General features: G+C 71.6%; 19 protein-coding genes. 12 read left to right on the forward strand and 7 right to left on the reverse strand.

Features of this window, described 5'->3' with window-relative positions; genetic code table 11:
• Window positions 1-133: 133 nt before the first annotated feature.
• The 4 genes from ACFYMO_RS00265 to ACFYMO_RS00280 form a co-directional block, all read right to left on the reverse strand.
• Complete coding sequence (locus ACFYMO_RS00265; RefSeq protein ID WP_388543225.1) at window positions 134-1,600, reverse strand: catalase; 1,467 nt, start codon at window positions 1,598-1,600, stop codon at window positions 134-136.
• Window positions 1,601-1,767: 167 nt separating this feature from the next.
• Window positions 1,768-3,546 carry a glyoxylate carboligase gene (gene gcl, locus ACFYMO_RS00270; protein ID WP_388543227.1) on the reverse strand — a complete coding sequence of 593 codons (1,779 nt, stop codon included), beginning with the start codon at window positions 3,544-3,546 and terminating at the stop codon, window positions 1,768-1,770.
• Between the two features lie 103 nt (window positions 3,547-3,649).
• Complete coding sequence (locus ACFYMO_RS00275) at window positions 3,650-4,579, reverse strand: 2-hydroxy-3-oxopropionate reductase (RefSeq protein WP_366772764.1); 930 nt, start codon at window positions 4,577-4,579, stop codon at window positions 3,650-3,652.
• A gap of 74 nt (window positions 4,580-4,653) precedes the next feature.
• Complete coding sequence (locus ACFYMO_RS00280) at window positions 4,654-5,469, reverse strand: TIM barrel protein (protein WP_366772716.1); 816 nt, start codon at window positions 5,467-5,469, stop codon at window positions 4,654-4,656.
• 495 nt (window positions 5,470-5,964) lie between these two features.
• Between ACFYMO_RS00280 and ACFYMO_RS00285 the strand changes: the two genes are divergently transcribed.
• The 8 genes from ACFYMO_RS00285 to ACFYMO_RS00320 all read left to right on the forward strand — a co-directional run bounded on the left by ACFYMO_RS00285 (window position 5,965) and on the right by ACFYMO_RS00320 (window position 12,885).
• Window positions 5,965-6,870, forward strand: a complete 906-nt coding sequence (locus ACFYMO_RS00285) for a helix-turn-helix transcriptional regulator (protein WP_366772715.1) — start codon at window positions 5,965-5,967, stop codon at window positions 6,868-6,870.
• A 38-nt stretch (window positions 6,871-6,908) separates the two neighbouring features.
• A complete protein-coding gene (locus tag ACFYMO_RS00290; RefSeq protein ID WP_366772714.1) occupies window positions 6,909-7,163 on the forward strand; it encodes a hypothetical protein in 255 nt (84 codons plus the stop codon).
• A complete protein-coding gene (locus ACFYMO_RS00295) occupies window positions 7,163-7,549 on the forward strand; it encodes a helix-turn-helix domain-containing protein (protein ID WP_366772713.1) in 387 nt (128 codons plus the stop codon). The genes ACFYMO_RS00290 and ACFYMO_RS00295 overlap by 1 nt, the downstream gene beginning before the upstream one ends.
• A 197-nt stretch (window positions 7,550-7,746) precedes the next feature.
• Window positions 7,747-8,265: a 2-oxo-4-hydroxy-4-carboxy-5-ureidoimidazoline decarboxylase gene (gene uraD / locus ACFYMO_RS00300; RefSeq protein WP_388543230.1), complete on the forward strand. Its 519-nt coding sequence runs from the start codon at window positions 7,747-7,749 to the stop codon at window positions 8,263-8,265.
• A complete protein-coding gene (locus ACFYMO_RS00305) occupies window positions 8,262-8,717 on the forward strand; it encodes a hydroxyisourate hydrolase (RefSeq protein WP_019357171.1) in 456 nt (151 codons plus the stop codon). The genes uraD and ACFYMO_RS00305 overlap by 4 nt, the downstream gene beginning before the upstream one ends.
• 4 nt (window positions 8,718-8,721) lie before the next feature.
• Window positions 8,722-9,657 (forward strand): factor-independent urate hydroxylase, encoded by a 936-nt coding sequence (gene pucL / locus ACFYMO_RS00310; RefSeq protein ID WP_388543232.1) that lies wholly within the window; start codon window positions 8,722-8,724, stop codon window positions 9,655-9,657.
• Between the two features lie 109 nt (window positions 9,658-9,766).
• On the forward strand, window positions 9,767-11,173 hold the full coding sequence (locus tag ACFYMO_RS00315) for an 8-oxoguanine deaminase (protein WP_366772710.1): 1,407 nt from the start codon (window positions 9,767-9,769) through the stop codon (window positions 11,171-11,173).
• A 224-nt stretch (window positions 11,174-11,397) separates the two neighbouring features.
• Window positions 11,398-12,885, forward strand: a complete 1,488-nt coding sequence (locus ACFYMO_RS00320) for a nucleobase:cation symporter-2 family protein (RefSeq protein WP_366772708.1) — start codon at window positions 11,398-11,400, stop codon at window positions 12,883-12,885.
• A 305-nt stretch (window positions 12,886-13,190) separates the two neighbouring features.
• On the opposite strand, the gene ACFYMO_RS00325 is transcribed toward ACFYMO_RS00320, so the two are convergent.
• Window positions 13,191-13,886, reverse strand: a complete 696-nt coding sequence (locus ACFYMO_RS00325; protein ID WP_366771510.1) for a helix-turn-helix transcriptional regulator — start codon at window positions 13,884-13,886, stop codon at window positions 13,191-13,193.
• A 268-nt stretch (window positions 13,887-14,154) separates the two neighbouring features.
• On the opposite strand from ACFYMO_RS00325, the gene ACFYMO_RS00330 reads away from it, so the two are divergent.
• Window positions 14,155-15,681 carry a YfcC family protein gene (locus tag ACFYMO_RS00330; protein ID WP_366771509.1) on the forward strand — a complete coding sequence of 509 codons (1,527 nt, stop codon included), beginning with the start codon at window positions 14,155-14,157 and terminating at the stop codon, window positions 15,679-15,681.
• A 74-nt stretch (window positions 15,682-15,755) separates the two neighbouring features.
• Complete coding sequence (locus ACFYMO_RS00335; protein ID WP_388543236.1) at window positions 15,756-16,427, forward strand: GPP34 family phosphoprotein; 672 nt, start codon at window positions 15,756-15,758, stop codon at window positions 16,425-16,427.
• 88 nt (window positions 16,428-16,515) lie between these two features.
• Here the strand turns inward: ACFYMO_RS00335 and aceB are convergent, their stop codons facing one another.
• Together aceB and ACFYMO_RS00345 are read right to left on the reverse strand one after the other, a co-directional pair.
• Window positions 16,516-18,144, reverse strand: a complete 1,629-nt coding sequence (gene aceB / locus ACFYMO_RS00340) for a malate synthase A (RefSeq protein ID WP_388543238.1) — start codon at window positions 18,142-18,144, stop codon at window positions 16,516-16,518.
• A gap of 406 nt (window positions 18,145-18,550) precedes the next feature.
• Window positions 18,551-19,210: a nucleotidyltransferase family protein gene (locus tag ACFYMO_RS00345; protein WP_366771506.1), complete on the reverse strand. Its 660-nt coding sequence runs from the start codon at window positions 19,208-19,210 to the stop codon at window positions 18,551-18,553.
• A gap of 210 nt (window positions 19,211-19,420) precedes the next feature.
• Here ACFYMO_RS00345 and ACFYMO_RS00350 point away from each other — a divergent pair, with 210 nt between their 5' ends.
• Together ACFYMO_RS00350 and ACFYMO_RS00355 are read left to right on the forward strand one after the other, a co-directional pair.
• Window positions 19,421-19,756 (forward strand): DUF5955 family protein, encoded by a 336-nt coding sequence (locus ACFYMO_RS00350; RefSeq protein ID WP_388543241.1) that lies wholly within the window; start codon window positions 19,421-19,423, stop codon window positions 19,754-19,756.
• Between the two features lie 63 nt (window positions 19,757-19,819).
• Window positions 19,820-21,592 carry a serine/threonine-protein kinase gene (locus ACFYMO_RS00355; protein WP_388543243.1) on the forward strand — a complete coding sequence of 591 codons (1,773 nt, stop codon included), beginning with the start codon at window positions 19,820-19,822 and terminating at the stop codon, window positions 21,590-21,592.
• Window positions 21,593-21,594 lie beyond the last annotated feature (2 nt).

Below are 21,594 nucleotides of genomic sequence, written 5' to 3' on the forward strand. Positions count from 1 at the left end.
GGGGGCGCGTGCCGGGCCGACCTCCCAATCACCCCGGTACGCCGTTCACCGCGCGAGAGATGCGGCGCGCCCGCGTGGGGGCGCCGCGCGCGGGCGCGCCCGCTGTCGGGACGCGCCCTGCGGCGGACGGTGCTCAGCCCTCCTGCAGCTCCCGCACGGCGGCTTCCACGCGGCGCCCGTACTCCGGGTCCGCGGCGCTGAAGTGGGCCAGGTTCTTCTCGATGACGTCCTCGCGGGAGACCTGCGAGAGGCCGCCGGCGATGTTGGCGACCAGCCGCCCCCTCCCCTCCTCCGACATCAGCCGGTAGAGCTCCCCGGCCTGGAAGAAGTCGTCGTCCTTGGAGTGCTGCGGCGCCTCGTGGGTGCCCCAGTACCCGGTGACCGGGCGCGGTGCGGACAGCGGAGAACCGCTCTCGGCCGGGCCGCCGTAGGAGTTGGGCTCGTAGTTCTTGGCGTGCCGCCCGTAGGCGTTGGCGGCCATCAGGCCGTCCCTGCCGTAGTTGTTCGCCTCGGTGGCCTTGGGCGCGTTGACCGGCAGCTGGGTGTGGTTGACGCCGAGCCGGTAGCGGTGCGCGTCGGCGTAGGCGAACAGCCGGCCCTGGAGCATCTTGTCCGGCGAGGGGCCGATGCCGGGCACGAAGTTGTTCGGCGAGAAGGCGGACTGCTCGACCTCGGCGAAGACGTTGTCCGGGTTGCGGTCCAGCACCAGCCGGCCCACGCGCTGCAGCGGGTAGTCGCTGTGCGGCCACACCTTGGTGAGGTCGAAGGGGTTGAACCGGTAGTCGGCGGCCTCGTCGGCGGGCATGATCTGCACGTACAGCGTCCAGGACGGGAAGACGCCCCGCTCGATGGACTGCAGCAGGTCCGTCTGGTGGCTGTTGGGGTCGGTGCCGGACAGCTCGGCGCCCTGGTCACTGGACAGGCAGCGGATGCCCTGGTTGGTCTTGAAGTGGTACTTGACGAAGAAGACCTCGCCCTCGGCGTTCGTCCACTGGTAGGTGTGCGAGCCGTAGCCGTTCATGTGCCGGTAGGAGGCCGGGATGCCGCGGTCCCCCATCAGCCAGGTGACCTGGTGGGTGGCCTCGGGGGCGTGGGCCCAGAAGTCCCAGACGTTGTCCGGCTCCTGCTTGCCGGTGAAGGGGTCCCGCTTCTGCGAGTGGATGAAGTCGGGGAACTTCAGCGGGTCCTTGATGAAGAAGACCGGGGTGTTGTTGCCGACGAGGTCGTAGTTGCCCTCCTCGGTGTAGAACTTGAGGGCGAAGCCGCGCGGGTCGCGGGCCGCGTCCGGGCCGCCGAGGTTGTCGGCGACGGTGGAGAAGCGGATGAACGTCTCCGTGCGGCGGCCGACCTCGCCGAGGAAGTGGGCGCTGGTGTGCGCGGTGACGTCGTCGGTCACCTCGAAGTAGCCGTAGGCGCCGGAGCCGCGCGCGTGCACCACGCGCTCCGGGATGCGCTCGCGGTTGAACCGCGCCAGCTTCTCCAGCAGGTGCTGGTCCTGGAGGAGGAGCGGCCCACCGATGCCGGCGGAGGTGGAGTTCTGGTTGTCGGCGACGGGCGCGCCCGCCTCGGTGGTCAGCGTGGGCTTCGACGACTTCGACATGGACGACCTTCCTGGGGCTGATTCACGGAAAACGGTTTCCGCATGTTGGAGCGTAAGGACGCCTCATCAGGGCGTCAACACTTTGTTGAAACTCGGTTCTCCGGCCCCCGGGAGACCGTTCCCGGGGGCCGGAGGGCGGGCGGCCGAGGGGGCGGGCGATGCCGTCCTCAGCCCAGCGGAACGGTGGCCGTCGGCGCGTGCGCCGCCTCCGTCGCCAGCTCCTCGAACTCGTTGACCGAGGCGATGTCGCTGCCGCTCATGGAGATGTTGGTGACCCGCTCCAGGATCGCCTCCACCACGACCGGCACCCGGTGCTCGGCGGCGAGCTTCTTCGCCTCCTCGAACGCGGGCAGCAGCTGCTCCGGCTCGGTCACCCGCAGCGCCTTGCAGCCCAGGCCCTCGGCGACCTTGACGTGGTCCACGCCGTAGCCGCCCAGCTCGGGTGCGTTCAGGTTCTCGAACTCCAGGTTGACCTGGAAGTCCATGTCGAAGTTGCGCTGGGCCTGCCGGATCAGCCCGAGGTAGGAGTTGTTGACCAGCACGTGCACATAGGGGATGCGGTGCTGCGCGCCGACCGCCAGCTCCTCGATCATGAACTGGAAGTCGTAGTCGCCCGACAGTGCCACGACGCTCGCCTCCGGGTCCGCCTTGGCCACGCCCAGCGCGGCCGGCACCGTCCAGCCCAGCGGGCCCGCCTGTCCGCAGTTGATCCAGTGCCGCGGCCGGTAGACGTGCAGGAACTGCGCACCGGCGATCTGCGAGAGGCCGATGGTCGACACATAGCGGGTCTCCGGCCCGAAGGCCCGGTTCATCTCCTCGTACACGCGCTGCGGCTTCAGCGGCACGTCGTCGAAGTGCGTACGGCGCTGCAGCGCGCCCTTGCGCTCCCGCGCCCCGGCGGCCCACCCCGACAGGTCGCGCAGCCCGCCGGCCGCGGCGCGCTCCCTGGCGACCTCGACGAAGAGGGTCAGGGCCGCGTGCGCGTCCGAGGCGATGCCGTAGTCCGGTGCGAAGATCCTGCCGATCTGGGTCGGTTCGATGTCCACGTGCACGAAGGTGCGGCCCTCGGTGTACGTCGACAGCGCGCCGGTGTGCCGGTTGGCCCAGCGGTTGCCGACGCCGAGGACGAAGTCCGACTCCAGGAACGTGGCGTTGCCGTAGCGGTGCGAGGTCTGCAGACCGACCATTCCGGCGTGCAGGGGGTGGTCGTCGCCGATGACGCCCCAGCCCATCAGCGTGGGCACGACGGGGATGCCGGTCAGCTCGGCGAACTCGACCAGCAGGTCGGAGGCGTCCGCGTTGATGACGCCGCCGCCCGCCACGATCAGCGGCCGCTCGGCCGCCGCCAGCATGTCCATCGCCTTCTCGACCTGCCTGCGGGTCGCGGCGGGCTTGTGCGGGACCAGCGGCTCGTAGGTGTCCGGATCGAACTCGATCTCCGTCTGCTGGACATCGATCGGCAGGTCGATCAGCACCGGGCCGGGACGGCCCGAGCGCATCAGGTGGAACGCCTCCTGGAAGACACCGGGGACCTGTGCCGCCTCCTTGACGGTGGTGGCCTTCTTGGTGACCGGTTTGGCGATGGAGGCGATGTCGACGGCCTGGAAGTCCTCCTTCTCGATCACCGCGACCGGTGCCTGCCCGGTGATGCACAGGATCGGGATCGAGTCGCCGATCGCCGAGTAGAGGCCGGTGATCATGTCGGTGCCGGCCGGCCCCGACGTGCCGATGCACACTCCGATGTTGCCGGGCGCCGTGCGGGTGTAGCCCTCGGCCATGTGCGAGGCGCCCTCGACGTGCCGGGCCAGCGTGTGCTCGACGCCGCCCGCGGCCCGCAGGGCCGCGTAGAAGGGGTTGATCGCCGCACCCGGCACCCCGAAAGCGGTGTCCACACCCTCGCGCTTGAGGATCTCAACTGCCGCGCGGGCAGCGGTCATACGAGCCATCGGCCTCTCCTGGTTCGGTGCAGGTGGTGTCCGGGCGGCGGCGCCTGGGCGCGACAGGACAGTGTCGACGCCGCCGCCCGGAGTCTCTGGGGCAGTGCGGTCCTCAGTTGGCGCCGTCGGGGTTCTCGCCCGAGAGTCGCTTGACGCCGCGGACCAGCGCCGAGTGGTCGAGCCCGCCGTCGCCCTGCGCCCGCAGCGCCGCGACGAGCTGGGCGACCAGCGCACCGGCGGGCACGGCCGCACCGACCGCGCGGGCCGCGTCGGTCACGATGCCCATGTCCTTGTGGTGCAGGTCGATCTTGAAGCCGGGCTTGTAGTCGCCGGCCAGGATGCTGTCCTTCTTGCGGGTCAGCACGGTGGAGCCGGCCAGCCCGCCGTTGAGCACCTCGAGACCGGCCTCCAGGTCGACGCCGGACTTGCGCAGGAAGACCACCGCCTCGGCGACGGCCTGGATGTTGACCGCCACGATGAGCTGGTTCGCGGCCTTCACGGTCTGGCCGGAGCCGGCCGGGCCGCACAGCACGATCGTCCTGCCGAGCGCCTCCAGCACCGGCTTGGCCGCGTCGAAGGTCTCCTGGTCGCCGCCGACCATGATGGACAGCACGCCCTCGACGGCGCCCGCCTCGCCGCCGGACACCGGGGCGTCGAGCGCCTTGACGCCCTTGGCCCGTGCGGCCTCGGCGACCTCGACGGAGGTCTGCGGGGTGATCGACGACATGTCGATGAGGGTGCCGCCCTCGCGGAGGTTCTCCAGTACGCCGCCCTCGTGCAGGACGACCTGCTCGACCTGCGGGGAGGCGGGGACCATCGTGATGACGACGTCGGCGCCGCCGACCGCTTCCGCGATGGACGCCGCGCCCTTGCCACCGTCCTTGACGAAGGCCTCGACCTTCTCCGTCTCCAGCGTGTACGCCGTGACGTCGTACCCGGCCTTCAGCAGGTTGCGGGCCATGGGCGCGCCCATGATGCCGAGCCCGATGAAGGCGATCTTGGTGTTGCCGGCGGTGTGTGCCATCTGTTGTGCCTTTCGCAGTTCCGAATGCCGGGGCCGCCCCTGAAGGCCCCGTGCGGTGCCGGGCCCCGCCCTGCCCGGGCGGGAGCGCTCGGCTACTTCAGCCAGCCGAAGGAGGCGGCGCTGCCGTTGTCGCCGGGCTTGTACTCGAGCCCGATCAGGCCCCCGTAGCCGGCCTTGTCCAGCCGCTCGAAGAGGTCGCCGAAGTCCAGGGACCCGGTGCCCGGTGCCCCGCGCCCGGGGTTGTCGGCGATCTGGACGTGCGCGGTCCGGTCGAGGGAGTTCTCGATGACGGACGGCAGGTCCTCGCCGTTCATGGACAGGTGGTAGAGGTCCATCAGGAACCGCGCGTTGTCCAGGCCGGTGGCGGTGTTGACCGCGTCGACGACTTCGAGCGCGCGGGGCGCGCTCACCAGCGGGCACTTGGGCGACTCGGGGGCGTTCAGCGCCTCGACGAGCAGCACCGCCCCCACCCGGTCCGCGGCCCGCGCGGCCAGCCCGAGGTTCTCCAGTGCGAGCGCGTCCTGCTCGGCCTCGGAGGCTCCCTCGACGCGGTTGCCGTAGAGGGCGTTGAGCGCCTTGCACCCCACGGATCGGGCGAAGTCGGCGGTCACGTCGATGTTGGCGCGGAACTTCTCCGACTCCTCGCCGGGCACGGAGAGGGCGCCGCGGTCGGGTCCGGGGAGCTGTCCCGCGTAGAAGTTCAGCCCGGTGAGCTGGACCTGGGCGTCCTCCAGTGCGCCGCGCAGCGCGTCGAGCTCGGCGGGCCCGGGCACGGGCGCGTCGACCCAGGGCCACCACAGTTCGATCTTGTCGAAGCCGGCGGCGGCGGCCGCCGCCGGGCGCTCCAGCAGGGGCAGCTCGGTGAAGAGGATCGAGGCGTTGACGGTGAACCGGTCCGAGGAGACCACTGCGACCGCCCTCCCTTCCGTCGGGGACCGTAGAGGAAATTTCGTATCGTGAAACTTGCTTTCTGCTTATTGGAAGATTGCGGGGTCGGTGCCGTTTCTGTCAAGAGCGGATCCGCCGCCACCCCGCTGGGCGCCCCCGCGGTCAGGGGTCGGATCGCTGCCGCGTCGGAGCCGGGGCCGCGCTCGGCTGTGCCGGACCCGGGCCCCGGTCGCCGGGCAGCGCGGGTACGGGGAGGCGGGGGCGGCTGCCGCCGCGGGCCGGCGCCGCTCCGGGCCGGTTTCCGTTGCCGGGCCGGAGCCGGCGGTCGGACGCCTGGCCTCCGGACTCTTCAACTACCGTGCCGGGGTGACCTGTTGCCGGGGCGGCGACGGCGCAACGCGGAGGGTTCCGGGCGCAACCCCCGTGCGCCGGCGGCGTATTCTCCAGGTACCTGTACCTGACCGGTACACCGGTGCCACACTGTTGTGACCGCCCAAACACCCTTGGGAGTCGGAATGACCGCCATGATCCAGCCGTCCGGTGACGCGTCGCGAGGGGCTGCGCAGGAGCAGTCGAACGGTCCCACCGCGCTGCGGATCATCCTGGGCGTCAAGCTGCGCAGGCTCCGGCAGGACCGGGACATCAGCCGGGAAGCCGCCGGACGGGCCATCCGCGGCTCGCACGCGAAGATCACCAGGCTGGAGCGCGGCCAGGTCGGGGCCAAGGAACGCGATCTGCGCGACCTGCTGACGCTCTACGGCATCCACGACCCGGACGAGCGCGAGGAGTTCTTCGACCTCGCCCGGCAGGCCAACTCGCCCGGCTGGTGGTGCCAGTACTCGGACGTGCTGGAGGACTGGTTCGAGCTGCACCTCGGGCTGGAGGACGCGGCGTCGGTGATCCGCACCTACGAGGTGCAGTTCCTGCCCGGACTGCTGCAGACCGAGGACTACGCGTACGCCGTCAGCAAGCTCGGCTATCCGAACACCGAGCCGCGCAAGGTCGCCCGGATCGTCGCGCTGCGCATGGCCCGGCAGAAGCTGCTGCACCGGTCCGAGCCGCCGCGGCTGTGGGCCGTCGTGGACGAGGCGGTGCTGCGCCGCCCCTTCGGCGGCACCGAGGTGATGCGCGAGCAGCTCGAGCACCTGCTGAAGATGATCGAACTGCCGCACATCACGCTGCAGGTCGCACCGTTCGAGGTGACGGCAGCCGCGGCCGGCACCCCGGTGACCCTGCTGCGCTTCGTGGACCACGATCTGCCCGACAAGGTCTATCTGGAGCACCTGACCAACGCCGTCTATCTGGACAAGCCCTCGGAGATCGACCAGTACACGCTGATCATGGACCGGCTGTGCGCGGAGGCCCGGCAGCCCGCCGAGACGGTCGCCTTCATCGAGGACATGCTCGCCGAGCTGCGCTGACCTGCGGCGGGCCGGGGTCTTCCGGATACGGTGGGGTCATGGAGCGATTGCGAGTGGAGTTCACCACCGAGCCCTTCGACCTCGACGAGGCGCCGGAGCACGCGGTCGTGGCGCGGGAGGTCGTCCAGTCGGCGGCACTGGATGCCGTGGATGTCGGTCCGTTCGGCAACACCGCCGAGGGCTCGGCCGACGCGGTGCTGGGCGCGGTCACCGCACTGCTGCGCCGCTCGCTGGAGGCCGGCGCGACCCGGGTCTCCCTGCAGGTGAACGTGATCGGGGAGGGCGAGGACTGATGGGGGAGGACGCGCGCGCCTCGGGGCATCCGTTCGTCGTCGCGATCAAGCCGCTGGTGGACGCCATGGGCGGGGCCATGGTCGCCCCGCAGGAGGCCCAGGGTGACGATGTGGTGCTCGCCTGGGAGGGCGAGGACGTGGTGGCCGTACGGCTGCCGCATCTGTCGGACTCCCTCGACCACATCCTGGCGGAGCTGGAGAGGCGGCACGGGGTGCCGCTCGCGGAGCTGGACCGCAAGACCAAGCAGTCGGTGGTACGGATCCTGGAGACCCGGGGGGCGTTCTCGGTCCGGCACGGTGTCGAGACCGTCGCCGGTGCGCTGGGCGTCTCGCGCTTCACCGTCTACAACTACCTCAACCGGGAGAACGGGCGCTCCACGAACTGAGGTGCGCGTGCTCCGGGGGCGGGCTGCGGAGGCTCTCCTGCGGGCGTGCGGGGCTTCCGCGGCGTCGCCGGTGAGGCTTCCGTATGCCGGGTGCTGTTTTCCGGGATGCCGAAAAGCATTCAACAAAGTGTTGACGTGGTGTGGCCTGAGGACTTAGCTATTCCCAGCCCGAACAGCACCACGGCCACGGAGGTCCCGTGACTTCGCGCTCCACGCCAGGTCTCACCTGGTTCAACTCCGCAGCGGACGCCGAGGCGCGCGCCGCGCTCCACGAGATGTGCGCCGCCCGGAGCTGGGGGAGCGCGCTGCTCGCCCGGCGTCCGTACGACACCGTCGAAGCCCTCTGTGTCGCGAGTGACGAGGCCACCGAGGCCCTCACGGACGACGGGCTGGCCGAGGCCATGGCCGGGCACCCGCCCATCGGCCGCCCGAAACCCGGGGACCCCACCTCCTCCCGTGAACAGCGGGGGATGGCCGGGGCTTCCGGGGAGCTGAAGGCCGAGATGCTCGAACTCAACCTGGCATACCAGGACAAATTCGGGCACGTCTTTCTCATCTGCGCCACCGGCAGGAGTGCCGAGGAGATGAGGGACGCCGTTCGTCACCGGATCGACAACACTCCGCAACAGGAGCGGGAGATCGTGCGGCGGGAGCTGGCGAAGATCAACCGCCTCCGGCTCTCCCGTCTCGCGGAGGAAGGAGCCCCCACGGCATGAGCGACGCGACGAGCACGTCGGTGTCCACCCACATCCTGGACACCAGCCGCGGCCGCCCGGCCGCCGGGGTCGGGGTACGGCTGTCCGTACGCCAGGGCGACGAGCAGGCCGGATGGGTCGCGCACGGGGCGTCGAGGACCGACGCCGACGGGCGCTGCAAGGACTTTCCGGCACTGCCGGAAGGCACCACCCACGTCCGGTTGTGGTTCGAGACGGAGCCGTACTTCTGCGGCGGGTCCGACTCGGAGCGACCGGAGGTGGCAGAGCACAGTTCGAATCCGCGCAGCCAGCGCGAAGCCGCGGAACAGCAGGACGCCCCCCGCGTAAGGGACAGCGCGCCAGGCAGCTTCTTCCCCGAGGTGACCATCGTCTTCGCGGTACACCCGGGGGAGCACTACCACGTGCCGCTGCTGCTCAACCCGTTCGGCTACTCCGTGTACCGAGGGAGCTGACACCATGCCCACGATTCTCGGCCAGAACCAGTACGGCAAGGCAGAGAACCGCGTCGTCAAGATCACGCGGGACGGCGACACCCACCACATCAAGGACCTCAACGTCTCTGTAGCCCTCAGCGGCGATCTGGACGACGTCCACTACTCCGGCTCCAACGCCCATGTGCTGCCGACCGACACCACCAAGAACACCGTGTTCGCCAAGGCGAAGGAGCACGGGATCGAGTCGGCCGAGGCGTACGGTGTCCTGCTGGCCCGGCACTTCGTGGAGAGCTGCGAGCCGATCAGCACGGCGCGCATCCGCATCGAGCAGTACGACTGGGAGCGCATCGAGACCTCCGACGCCAACTCGAAGTTCATCGGCGCCGACGAGGTCAAGCACTCCTTCGTGCGCAAGGGCCAGGAGATACGCACGGCCCAGATCACCTTCGACGGCGAGCGCGTCGAGGTGCTGTCGGGCCTGAAGGAGCTGACGGTCCTCAACTCCACCAACTCGGAGTTCTGGGGCTACATCAAGGACCGCTACACCACGCTCAAGGAGGACTACGACCGCATCCTCGCCACCGAGGTGGCCGCCGTGTGGCGGCACAACTGGACCGGCACGGCGGGGGAGCGGACGCCCAACTGGGACAAGTCCTACGCGCAGACCAAGCGGCACATGCTGCAGGCGTTCGCGGAGACCTACTCGCTCTCGCTCCAGCAGACGCTCTACCAGATGGGTTCGCGCGTCATCAACAGCCGGCCCGAGGTCGACGAGATCCGCTTCTCGATGCCGAACAAGCACCACTTCAAGGTGGACCTGTCGCCGTTCGACATCAAGAACGAGGCGGCCGACGGCGCCGTCTACTACGCGGCGGACCGGCCGTACGGCCTGATCGAGGCCACGGTCCTGCGGGACGGGGCCACTCCCCGCATCCCGGTGGACATGACCAACCTCTGATCTTCCTCACCCTGCCCCGCCCCTGCCCGGAACCCGCTCCTCGGGGGGCCGAGCCCCCGAGGAGCCGGGCGGGGGCGGGACAGGGACCGATCCCAAGCGAGGAACCCCCATGGCCGACACCGGACCACAGCAGCCACCACCCACCGGGCGCGTCGTCATCGAGAAGTGCGCGATCGCGACCGTCGACGCCGAGGACACCGAATACGCGAGCGGCCACCTCGTCGTCAACGGCAACCGGATCGAGTCCCTCGGCCCGGGCGACGCGCCCGAGGACCTGGCGGACGTCACCCGCCGCATCGACGGCACGGGCCATCTCCTCACCCCGGGCCTGATCAACACCCACCACCACTTCTACCAGTGGCTCACCCGCGGTCTGGCCCAGGACTGCAACCTCTTCGACTGGCTCGTGACCCTCTATCCCGTCTGGGCGCGCATCGACGAGGGGATGGTGCACGCCGCAGCCCGCGGATCCCTCGGCATGATGGCCCGCGGCGGCGTCACCACCGCGATGGACCACCACTACGTCTTCCCGCGCGGCGCGGGCGACCTGCTGGGCGCCGAGATACGCGCGGCCGGTGAGCTCGGCGTCCGCTTCACCGCGGCGCGGGGTTCGATGGACCGCGGCGAGTCGGACGGCGGCCTGCCCCCGGACTTCGCCGTGGAGACCTTGGAGGGCGCGCTCGCGGAGACCGAGAAGGCCGTCGACGCACACCACGACGCCTCCTTCGGCTCGATGCGGCACGTCGCCGTCGCACCCTGCTCCCCCTTCTCCGTCTCCACCGAACTGATGCGGCAGGGTGCGGAGCTGGCCCGCCGCAAGGGCGTGCGGCTGCACACCCACGGCTCGGAGACGGCGGAGGAGGAGAAGTTCTGCCACGAGCTGTTCGGCATGGGCCCGACCGACTACTTCGAGTCGGTCGGCTGGCTGGGCGAGGACGTGTGGATGGCTCACTGCGTCCATATGACCGACGCGGACATCGCCGCCTTCGCCCGCACCCGGACGGGCGCGGCACACTGCCCCTCGTCCAACGCGCGGCTGGGCGCGGGGATCGCCCGGGTCCCGGACATGCTGGACGCGGGCGTCCCGGTCGGACTCGGTGTGGACGGTACGGCCTCCAACGAGTCGGGCGAGCTGCACACCGAGCTGCGCAACGCGCTGCTGATCAACCGGCTCGGCCCGCGCGGGCAGAAGGCGCTGACCGTGCGCGCGGCCCTGCGGCTGGGCACCCACGGCGGCGCCCGAGTGCTCGGCCGGGCCCAGGAGACCGGTTCGCTGGAGGCCGGGAAGCTGGCCGACCTGGTGCTGTGGAAGCTCGACGGCATCGGGCACTCCTCCATCGCCGACCCGGTCGCCGCCCTCGTCCTGGGCGCGGCGGCCCCGGTCGCCCTCTCCCTCGTCAACGGCCGGCCGGTGGTCGAGGACGGTCACCTCGTCCGGGCCGACGAGGAGGAGATCGCCGGCACCGCACGGGACGAGGCGCGGCGCCTCGCCCGGATCGCGGCCGACGCGGGCTGACGCTCCCGCCGCAAGCCCGGAGCACCGCTTCGGTACCACCCCACAGACACCGGCCGGGAGGGACGGCTCCCGGCCGGTTCGACACCCCATCCGGACTCCTGTCATGTTCCGGACACCAATGACGGGCGCACCAGTAGGACATCGCACCGACAGCACCACCTTGCACAGCGCAACACCTCCGGAAAACGAGTGCCATACGGCGCAGACAGCGACAGGAGGACCCCGTGGCCAAGACGCCCAGGTTCACCAGGCAAGGAAAGACGGCGGACGGCAGTGGGGACGAACCGGGCCGCGGCTCGCGCGACCCCGACCAGCAGCGGCCCGCGGCGCAGCAGAAGCACCCGGTCGACCAAGGCATGCCGCCGCTCAAGCTGTTCACCACCGGTCTGCAGCATGTGGCCGCCATGTACGCGGGAGTGGTGGCGCCGCCGCTCGTCATCGGCGCGGCCGTGGGCCTCTCGCCGTCCGAACTGACGTTCCTCACCGGGGCCAGCCTCTTCATGGCCGGCATCGCCACCCTGCTGCAGACCCTCGGCTTCTGGAAGGTCGGCGCGCGGCTGCCGTTCGTCAACGGCGTCACCTTCGCCACCGTGGCGCCCATGCTGGCCATCAACAAGTCCGAAGGCCCCGCCGACGCGCTGCCGGTCATCTTCGGCGCGACGATGGTCGCCGCCGCGCTCGGCTTCGTCATCGCCCCGTTCTTCAGCAAACTCGTCCGCTTCTTCCCGCCGGTGGTCACCGGCAGCGTCATCACGCTCATCGGCGTCTCGCTGATGCCCGTCGCCTTCAACTGGGCACAGGGCGGCAACGCGGACGCCCCCGACTACGGCGGCTTCGACAACATCGGCATGGCGGGCGCCACCCTGCTGATCGTGCTGCTGCTGCGCCGGTTCACCTCCGGCTTCCTCAAGCAGATAGCCGTGCTGATCGGCCTCGTCGTCGGCACCCTGATAGCGATACCGGTCGGCATCACGGATTTCACCGCGGTCGAGCAGGCGGACCTCGTCGGCTTCCCCACCCCCTTCCACTTCGGCGCCCCGCAGTTCGCACTCGCCGCGATCATCTCCATGTGCGTGGTCATGCTGGTCTCGATGACCGAGTCCACCGCCGACATGCTGGCCCTCGGCGAGGTCGTGGACCGCCCCTCCGGGGAGCAGACCATCGCCGCCGGGCTGCGCGCCGACACCCTCGGCTCCTTCGTCAGCCCCTTCTTCAACGGCTTCCTGTGCAGCGCCTTCGCGCAGAACATCGGCCTCGTGGCGATGACCCGCATCCGCAGCCGCTTCGTGGTCGCCACCGGGGGCGGCATCCTCATCGTCATGGGGCTCTGCCCGCTCGCCGCCGGTCTGGTCGCGGCCGTGCCGCAGCCGGTGCTGGGCGGAGCGGGCGTCGTGCTGTTCGGCTCCGTGGCCGCCAGCGGCATCCAGACCCTGCTCAAGGCCGACCTCGGCAAGGACAACAACGTGCTGATCGTGGGTACGGCGCTGGCCGTCGGCCTCATCCCGATCGCGGCGCCGGACTTCTACCACGCGTTCCCCGAGGGCGCGAAGATCATCCTGGACTCGGGGATCTCGACCGGCTGCGTCACCGCCGTCGTCCTCAACCTGGTCTTCAACCATCTCGGCCGCTCCCGCCGCGACGACGAGGTGGTGGCCCACCCCATGGAGCCCGGCGAGGGCATCCCGCACCCGCGGGAGGGCGCCCCCGCGTAGCCCGAACCGCGCGCGGACGCACGGGGACACAGGAATTCAGGCGGACCGCCGAGACACCGAGGCACAGCAGTGCGGGAGTGGGGGGGCCGGCCGGGGGGGGCCGCCCCCCCCCCCGCCCCCGCCCGCCCCCCCCCCCCCCCCCCGCGGCGGCGCCGCGCCCCCCCGCGCGCGCCGCGTCCGGCCGCCCCCCCCCCCCCGCGCGGGCCCCCCCCCCGCCCCCCGCCGCCCCCCGCCCCCCGCCCCCCCCCCCCCCCCCCCCACTTCCGCACTGTCGCGACCGGACCGCCGGCCCCGCACCGGGGACGTCAGCCCTCCACGGCCTGCCAGAAGTGCGCGAGGATCTCGTCCATGAAGGCCCGGCCCGCGTCGCGGGACGAGGCCGAGGCCGGCTGCCCCCAGCCCAGGGAGGCGGCCGTCGTGGAGTGGTACGCCGCGTGCAGCGCCCGCAGCCCGTCCGCGACGTACTCGCGCGGCAGCGGCACCAGCGCGCAGACCGGATCCGTGTACGCCTGCCACCGGGTCGCCGCGGCCTTCCGCAGCAGTTGGGCGAGCTCCTCGTCGCGCCCGGTGAACTCGATCAGTGCGGGTACCGGCAGCCGCAGCACCGCGCCCAGCGTGTCGGCCTGCCGGGCGTTCCCCGGCCAGCCGCCGGACTCCTCGACGGCGGAGTACTCCTCCGGGGACATGCCGATCTCCCGCGCGACATCGGTCAGCGAGACACCTCGCGCCAGCCGGTACTCGCGCAGCGTGCCGGGGTCGCCCATCAGATCGGCTGCCGAGCACCACAGCGCGCCCGCGAGCGCGGCCAGCTGCCGTTCGTCGGGCGCCGCCGCTCCGGCCTCCCACGCCGCGACCGTACGGGCGTCGGCCCCGGTGCCGTAGGCGGCACGCATCCCGTACGCGACATCTTCCGCGGCGAGCCCCAACCCCTCGCGCAGCCGCCGCGCGGCCGCGCCGTCGAACGAACTTCCTGCCTTCCCCCGTGACGTGCCGTAGTGCATTCGCTCACCGTACGGAGCCGGATCCGCGGCTGCCTACAGTGCGTTCGCCCGAAGCCCCGGCTCGTAGAAACCTCCACCGACGTGGGCGGATGCACCGAGCGGAAGCCATCGGCGCCCGCACGGTGCCGCCGCCCCGGGGAGCGCGCCGAGCCTGCGTCGGCTCCCGGCACACCGGGGGCGATGCCCCGCCCGTGCTGCCCCTCTTCTTCGTCTTGTGGCCGTTATGCTGCGGTTTGTTCGACGGGTGACCCAGGAAGGGGCGCACAGTATGCGGGCGGAGGCCGAGCCGCAGGAGGAGACCGAGCCGCAGCGCGGTTTCACCTTCCCGAGCGCGCTCACGGTGCTCGCGCTCGTGACCCTGCTGGTCTGGGTGGTGGCGTTCTTCGTCCCCTCCGGCAGCTACGACCGCGACGCCGACGGCGCGCCCGTACAGGGCACCTACCACCGCGAGCCGTCCGGACTCGGCCTCGCGGACCGGTTCACGGACCTCTTCCTCTCTCCGGTCAACGGCCTCTACGGCGTGCGGGACACCAGGACCGGCAAGATCGGCCCCGACCTCACCGGGGAACTCTTCGGCGCCGCCGGGGTGTTCTTCTTCGTCCTGACCATCGGCGCCTTCATCACCGTCGTCTTCGCGACCGGTGCCATGGACCGCGGGATCGGCCGCCTCGCCCACCGGCTGCGCGACCGCGGCGTACTGCTGATCGTCGGCGTGATACTGGTCTTCTCGCTGCTGGGCACCGTGGAGGGATTCGCCGAGGAGACGCTGGGGTTCTACGGACTCGTCGTCCCGCTGATGCTCGCGCTGGGCTACGACCGGATGGTGGCGATCGGCACCATCGTGCTGGGCGCCGGGATCGGGGTGCTGTGCTCGACCGTCAACCCCTTCGCCACGGGGGTGGCCTCCTCGGCCGCGGACATCTCACTCGGCGACGGCATCGCGCTGCGCGCGCTGATGTGGGTGGTGCTGACCGCGGTCACGGTCGGCTACGTCGTCCGGTACGCGCGCCGGGTGCGGGACCGTCCCGAGTGCTCCCTCTCCGGCTACCGGTCCGGCGACCGGGAGCAGGCCGCGGTGCGCCACGACGCGGCCGAACCGCCGCCGCTCACCGGGCTGCACATCCTCGTCCTGGTGACCGTCGCGCTGGTCTTCGCCTTCATGATCTTCTCGGTGATCCCCTGGTCCGGTGCGCTCACCGGAGACGCCCGGACCGCTCCCTACAGCTGGGAACTGGGCTGGTCCTTTCCGCGGTTGGCCGCACTGTTCCTCTGTGCGGCGATCCTGGTGGGAGTGCTGACGCGGATGGGGGAGCAGCGGTTCACCAGCACCTTCGTCCGCGGCGTGGGCGAGTTCGTCCCGCCGGCCCTGGTGATCGTGCTGGCCCGCGGGGTGACGGCGATCATGAACAACGCCAAGATCACCGATACCCTGCTGCACTCCATCGAGGGAGCGGTCACCGGGGTCCCCTCGGCGCTCTTCACCGTCATGATCTACGTCGTCAATCTGCCCCTCGCCTTCCTCATCCCCTCCACGTCCGGCCACGCCACCCTGGCCATGCCGGTCCTGGCGCCGCTCGCCGACTTCGCCGGCGTCTCCCGCGCGGTCGTCGTCACCGCCTGGCAGGCGGCCAGCGGCTGGATGAACCTGTGGGTCCCCACCTCCGCCGTCATCATGGGCGGGATCTCCCTCGCCAGGGTCGGCTACGACCGGTACCTGCGCTTCGCGCTCCCGCTGCTGGGCCTGCTGGCGCTGCTGATCACGGGCTTCCTGGCGCTGGGCGCGGTGCTGACGTAGCGGGCCGAGGTTTGCGCCGCCCGAGGGTGGGCAGCGGAAACCGAATGAGTACGGGGACGCGCGAAGGGGGACTCATGGCGGTCACACTGGGTGAGGAAGTGGCGCTGCTCGCGTTGGACGACCACTCCGGGGCTGCGAAGAACCGATCCGCCGCAGGCTGGGCCATCGCCGGCGGCGTCTTGCTGGACCTGACACTGGCCGGCCGGGTCGCCGTCGTCGACGAGCGGCTCACCGTGGTCGACCCGACGCCGACGGGCGACGCGCTGCTGGACGGCCGGCTGGTGAAGATCGCCGAATGGTCCGGGCGCGACAGCAAGGCCAAGGTCGGCGACTGGCTCGGCAAGGAGCAGCCCAAGGCGCTCGAGGCGGCCGTCGAGAACCTCTGCGCACGCGGCGTCGTCACCGAGCACAAGCACCGCACGCTCGGCATCTTCACCACCCGCCGCTACCCCGAGGTGGACGGCACGGCCGAACGCGAGCTGCGGCACCGGCTGGAGGATGTCGTGCGCTACGGCGCGGAGCCGGACGAGCGCACGACCGGGCTGATCGCCCTGCTGCACGCCGCCGGCCTGCACGCGGTGGCCTTCCCGGGAGTCGCCCGGAAGCAGGTGGCTCCCCGGATGGAGGCCATCGCCGAGGGGCAGTGGGTGGCCGAGGACATCCGCCAGGCCATCCAGGACATGCAGGCGGTCCTGGTCGCCGTCATGACGGCGACCACGGCAGCCACCACGGTCGCCACGATGTGACGGTCGCCGGCCCCGGCACCCTGACCGGCGGGTTTCCGGTGCGGGGCCCCGGGCTCCCGCCCGGAACCCCGCACCGTGTCCGGTCGCCTCAGCCGCGCAGGGCCGCGTAGGCCGGAGTGGTCAGGAAGTCCTCGTACTGCTCGTCGAGGGCCACTCGCAGCAACAGGTCGTGCGCCTCCTGCCAGCGGCCCGCCGCGAAGGGCTCCTCGCCGATCTCCGCGCGGATCGCGGCGAGTTCGTCGGCCGCGACCTGCCGGGCCAACTCCGCGGTGACCTGCCGGCCGTCGTCCAGGACGACGCCCGCGTTGATCCACTGCCAGATCTGGGACCGGGAGATCTCCGCGGTGGCCGCGTCCTCCATCAGGTTGAAGATGGCCACCGCGCCCAGGCCGCGCAGCCACGCCTCGATGTAGCGGATGCCCACCTGGACGGCGTTGCGCAGGCCCTCGGAGGTGGGGCGCGCCTCCAGCGAGTCGACCGCGATCAGGTCGGCGGCCTTCACCTCGACGTCCTCGCGCAGCCGGTCCTTCTGGTGCGGGCGGTCGCCGAGGACGGCGTCGAAGGACGCCTTGGCGACCGGCACCAGGTCCGGGTGCGCGACCCAGGAACCGTCGAAGCCGTCCCGCGCCTCCCGGTCCTTGTCGGCCCGGACCTTCTCGAAGGCGACCTCGTTGACCTCAGCGTCCTTGCGGGAGGGGATGAAGGCCGCCATGCCGCCGATCGCGTGGGCCCCGCGCTTGTGGCAGGTGCGCACCAGCAGTTCGGTGTAGGCCCGCATGAACGGCGCCGTCATCGTCACCGCGTTCCGGTCGGGCAGCACGAACCGCGAACCCGCGTCCCGGAAGTTCTTGACGATGGAGAAGAGGTAGTCCCAGCGGCCCGCGTTCAGCCCGGCGGCGTGCTCGCGCAGCTCGTAGAGGATCTCCTCCATCTCGTAGGCCGCGGTGATCGTCTCGATCAGGACGGTGGCGCGGACGGTGCCGTGCGGGATGCCGCAGTACTCCTGCGCGAAGCCGAACACCTCGTTCCACAGCCGCGCCTCGAGGTGCGACTCGGTCTTGGGCAGGTAGAAGTACGGCCCCTTGCCCAGGTCGAGCAGCCGCTGCGCGTTGTGGAAGAAGTAGAGCCCGAAGTCGACCAGCGCGCCGGGCACCGGCTGCCCGTCGCACTCCAGGTGCCGCTCGTCCATGTGCCAGCCCCGCGGCCGCACCACGACGGTGGCCAGTTCCTCGGCTGGGCGCAGCGCGTAGCTCTTGCCGGAGCGCTCGTCCGTGAAGTCGATCCGCCGCTCGAAGGCGTCGCTCAGATTGAGCTGGCCGCCGATCACGTTCTCCCAGGTGGGCGCCGAGGCGTCCTCGAAGTCGGCGAGCCACACCTTCGCGCCGGAGTTGAGGGCGTTGATCGTCATCTTGCGGTCGGTGGGACCGGTGATCTCCACCCGGCGGTCCAGCAGCGCGGGCGGGCAGTCGGCCACCCGCCAGTCGCCGGTCCGCACCTCCGCGGTCTCCGGGAGGAAGTCCAGTGTGCTGGTGCGGGCGATCTCTGCGCGCTTCTCGGCGCGTCGGGCGAGCAGTTCGTCCCGGCGCGGGGCGAACCTGCGGTGCAGCGCGGCGACGAAGTCGAGCGCGGCACCGGTCAGAACCTCGTCCTGCCTCTCGGGCCGCTGCCCTGGCTCGACGCCGACGATTTCCAGCGGGGAGGGCGCTGGTGCGGACATGGTGGGTCACTCCTTCAGCGAGCGGTGTGCAGAGGCCGCCGGGCGAGGTCCGGTGCGGGGCGGCACGGGGTGCCGCGACCCGTGCCTGGCGCACGGAACGCGGGCCTGGGCGCCTTCGGGACAGGAAGACGCTTCTGATCAGTGGAGATTAGTTTCCTCATAGTGGAACTTCAAGAGTTTGTTGACGTCGAGATATCTCTCACCCCGATCCGCCCCCGGAACAAGTCCTTCCGCTGTCCTCGGGTGCCACGTCCCCCTCGGGCTGCCGCCTGTGCCATCGAGGCCCCGCCTCCGCCGGCCGCGCCCTCGGCACCCGTCGTGCCCCCTCGTGCCCCGGGGTCCCGCGCCCCGGCGTCCCGTGGCCCATGTGTCCCCGTGCGGCCGTCGCCGGGCCCGAGGGCGGCTTCTACCGCAGGCGATGCAGGTCGTCCGGGGTGTCGATGTCCGATGGATCGGCGAGGTCCGCGCACTCCACGAGCGTCAGCGCCTCCTGCCGCTCCCGCAGATACCCGCGCGCTCCCGAGTCCGCCCGTGCGCTGCGCGCGACGCCGGTCCAGTGCGCCGAGCCCAGCAGTACGGGGTGGCCGCGGCGGCCGCCGTAAGCGGCGGCGGCGAGGGTGGCCGTGGAGCGGTACGCGGCCCGGACCCGGGCCACCGCGTCCGCGCCGATGCCCGGCTGGTCCACCAGGGACACCAGGACCGCCGCGGTGCCGTGCTCCACCCCGTCACCCCCGGCGCCCTCCGCGGAGACGGCCGCCAGTCCCGCCCGCAAGGAACTCCCCATGCCCGCGGCCCAGTCCGGGTTGTCCACCAGTACGCAACCGGGCAGGGTCGCCGCCTCCCGTACCCGCTCACCGGCCGCGCCCAGCACCACGTACACCGGTCCGCAGCCGCCCTCCCGCAGGACCCGGGCCGCGTGCTCCACCAGCAGTCCGCCGGAGTGCCGCAGCAGTGCCTTCGGGCGGCCGCCCAGCCGCCGCCCCGCGCCGGCGGCCAGCAGCAGCCCGGCCACCCGGGGCGCCGTGCCGCGCCCGGGGGCGTGGGATGTCTGTCCGCTGTGCGCCATACGTTCATGGATATCGCACGTAAGAGGGATGCAGCCGTCATCCTTGGGGATGATCATCGGAAAGGCGACCCGAAATCTTGCGTTCCGTGTGGCGGCACACGCGTAGAGTGGCGTTTACTGTCGGAACCTCCGACGGGAGTGGTCATTTCCTCGGAGGAAGGCGGAAATCCCGTGCCCGAAGGTGCGGGACATCCCATGTGGGGGGAGAACGTGCGAAGCGAGGCTGTGGGTGAGCGGCGGTCCGTGACCGCCGGGCACGACACCGGCGCCGACCCGCGGGTCGAGGCGCTGGGCCGGGCCGTGCAGCGGATGCGGCGGGCGCTGGACGCCCACCCCGCCGAGCTGCCCGACCGCCGCGAGGCCGAGCGCGGGCTGGACGCGCTGACGGCCGTGGTCCGCTCCGGAGCGCCCGCCGCCCAGGAGCTGCGGTATCCGCTGCTGCTGCTGGCGGCCGCCGTCGGCTCGGTGAGCGCCCTGGCGCGCCCGCTGGTCGGCGTCCGGGAGGCCGTCGAACTCTTCGGGGCGGGCCCGCGCTCCGAGAACTGAGTGTCACACCGATAGTGTCTGGGCGTCAGCAACGCGCAACGACTCTATCGGGGGCAGTGGTTCATGGTTGACGGGGCGTCGGCTCAGGTCTTCACTCCGCTCGCGCCGGACGATCCGGGGACGGTCGCCGGGTACCGGTTGGCGGCCCGGCTCGGCTCCGGAGGCATGGGGAAGGTCTACCTCTCCTACACCCCGGGAGGGCGTCCCGTCGCCATCAAGGTCATCCGCCCCGACTTCAGCGAGGACCCGGAGTTCCGCCGCCGGTTCCAGCAGGAGGTGCGGGCCGCCGAGCGGGTGCAGGGGCTGCACACCGCGCCGGTGATCGACAGCGACACCGAGGGCCCGCAGCCCTGGCTGGCCACTGCCTACGTCCCGGGCCCCTCGCTCGCGGACGCGGTGGGCGGACACGGGAGGCTGCCGGTGTCCACCGTGCTCTTCCTGGTCGCCGGAGTCGCCGAGGCACTCCAGGTCATCCACAAGGCGGGCATCGTCCACCGGGACCTCAAGCCCTCCAACGTGCTGCTCGCGGACGACGGACCGCGGGTCATCGACTTCGGCATCGCCCGCGCCGCCGACGCCACCTCGCTCACCAGCAGCGGGGTCACGATCGGCACCCCCTCGTTCATGGCGCCCGAGCAGGCGGCGGGGGAGCGGGTCACGTCGGCCACCGACATCTTCGCGCTGGGGCAGATAGCCGCCTACGCCGCGTTGGGCACCCCGGCCTTCGGCGAGGGCACCTCGCACGGGGTCCTCTATCGTGTCGTGCATTCCGAACCGGCGCTGGAGGGTATCCAGGACGAGCTGCGGGAGCTGGTCACCCGCTGTCTGACCAAGCGTCCGGACGACCGGCCCGGGCTCGAGGAGGTGCTGCGGCTGTGCCAGGAGGCGTCCGACGGCGGTGAGTTGCGGCGCCCGGAGGATTGGCTGCCCTCGCCGGTGGCCGCCGACATCACCCACCGCGCCGCCGCACCCGCGCCCCCGCAGACGCTGCCACCCGCACCCGGCGCCCCACCGACGGCGCCCGTGACGCAGACCGGGGCCCCGACGCGGACGGCGGCCCCCGGAGCCGGTCCCGGCTTCGCCGGAACGCCGCCGGCCGCCCAGGTGCCGCCCGCGCCGTCGCCGACCCCGCCGCTGGCGGCGGCTCCCACGATGGCCTCCCGCCCGGTGGGCCCGCGCCACCCGGCCCCGCCCGGCGCGGGCCCCTACAGGCCGGGACCGTACGGTCCGGCCCCGTACGGTCCGGCTCACCCGCGGCCGCTGCCGCCCCGGCGCCGTTGGGACCGGGGCAAGACGATCGCGGCCGTGGTCGTGGGCGGCATGGTGCTCTTCTGGGGTGCCGTCTTCTCCGTGGGGTCCGACAAGTCCGACCGGGAGGGCTCCTCCGGGTCGGAGGCGAAGGGCGGGGCGGCGAAGCGGGCCCCGAAGCCCGAGACGTACAAGGGGCTGAACCTGCCCGACGGCTACTTCCTGGCGATGGGTGACGACCCCCTCAAGCCCCGGGACCTGGACGACGGCGGGATTCCCTCGGAGCTGACGTACCTCAACACCACCGTCGACGGCGCGAACCTCGGTATCGACGACCCCAACGGCAAGCTCGCCCTGCTGGACAAGTCCCAGAAGGGCTCGCTCAAGACCTGCCGGGCCGAGACGCGTTTCACCGACGACGTCGCGCTGAAGCGGCTCGTGCCCGGTTCCCGGCTGTGCCTGCAGACGACTTCCGGGCACATCGCCCTGGTCACCTACCGGGGCCATGCGCCGCAGGGCGATCCGAGCGACTACGTCAAGCTGGACGTGACGGTCTGGCGCGACGCGCTCGAATCGGAGGACGGGTAGCG

Origin of the sequence: Streptomyces sp. NPDC007025, from assembly GCF_042869455.1 — a bacterium.
In the GTDB taxonomy this organism is placed as follows: domain Bacteria; phylum Actinomycetota; class Actinomycetes; order Streptomycetales; family Streptomycetaceae; genus Streptomyces.